We start from the raw sequence: 1,131 nt of genomic DNA, 5'->3' as shown, positions 1-1,131 counted from the left end.
TGTGTTGGGTCAATAGCATAGACTCGGCGTACTATGATGTCAAGCCTCTACAGACATGAAAAAGCGATTGTAGATCCATGGAGGCAGGCTTGTACTCATCTTAGGGGTGAGTAGTTACAATGAATCTTAGACGAGGTATCGGGAAATGTACGAAGGACACTGGTTTGGAGGTGGGTTCATGTGGTTTTTCTGGATTCTGCTCATTGTCATTGTTCTGTGGGGAGTGAAGGCTGCCACGGGACAGGACAATAGGGGCAAGAGCAATCCGAAGTCAGCTCTGGACATACTGAAAGAACGCTATGCAAGAGGTGAAATCGATCAGGAAGAATTCGAGCAGAAGAAACGGGATCTGACATGACACACAACATAAAAGCTTTCTGCGGTGACTGCCGTGAATCTTAAACTCATCACCGGACTGCTGATCGTTCTGCTGGCGGCTGCCGGCATCTTTGTCTGGTCAGGCATATTCAATGTATCCGCAAATGAGAAACACTGGAACATCACTACCCGCCTGCTGGAAACGGTTCGTGAGCGTTCTATTCATGCTAGGTCAGGTGATATAGAGGTGCCTCCGTTGGACGGGCAGGACATGTTGTCACGTGGTGCGAAGAATTTTTCCGCCATGTGTGCACAGTGTCATCTGGCGCCGGGTATGGAAGAGACAGAGCTCAGCCTCGGTCTGTATCCTGCACCACCGGTGTTCTACCGGTCAGAGCATGGCATCCACGATCCCGCAGCAACTTTCTGGACCATCAAGAACGGGCTCAAACTCACGGGTATGCCTGCGTGGGGTGCTTTTCATTCTGACCAGCAGATATGGGAGCTAGTGGCTTTCCTGTCAAAGCTCAAAGGTATGGGTGAGGACGAATACAGCATCCTGGTCGGCGAGGGTGGACACAGCCATAATTCAGCTGATCATTCTGATGATCATGAGGCTTCACACGAGCAGCATTGATTTGCAGCCAGGCATATTTTCAGGAGACAACTTTGGTAACGCGCAGACATTTCATTAACCTGAATCCGTGATTCCAGAACGTCAAAACCCGCATTTTACCGACATGACTCGGCAGGAGCCTCTGTAATCGGCATGACATCGAATATTTGTCTGGATGGATCAGCAAATTGATGCTT

Annotated in this window: 2 protein-coding genes; both read left to right on the top strand. The window is 49.6% G+C overall.

Features of this window, described 5'->3' with window-relative positions; translation table 11 throughout:
* Positions 1-178: 178 nt before the first annotated feature.
* A complete protein-coding gene (locus ACOCD2_RS21190; RefSeq protein WP_293650406.1) occupies positions 179-358 on the top strand; it encodes an SHOCT domain-containing protein in 180 nt (59 codons plus the stop codon).
* A gap of 33 nt (positions 359-391) precedes the next feature.
* The gene (locus ACOCD2_RS21185) at positions 392-955 is read left to right on the top strand and encodes a c-type cytochrome (protein ID WP_293650405.1); all 564 of its coding nucleotides are present in this window, start codon (positions 392-394) and stop codon (positions 953-955) included.
* The last annotated feature ends 176 nt before the right edge of the window (positions 956-1,131 follow it).

It is taken from the genome of Thiolapillus sp. (assembly GCF_048562965.1).
Classification (GTDB): domain Bacteria; phylum Pseudomonadota; class Gammaproteobacteria; order Chromatiales; family Chromatiaceae; genus Thiolapillus; species Thiolapillus brandeum_A.
This window is presented reverse-complemented; position numbering and strand designations above follow the sequence as displayed.

What these genes read in the sequence shown, in the direction of transcription:
- ACOCD2_RS21190 (WP_293650406.1), top strand. Translation starts at nt 179, where the DNA reads ATGTGGTTTTTCTGGATTCTGCTCATTGTCATTGTTCTGTGGGGAGTG.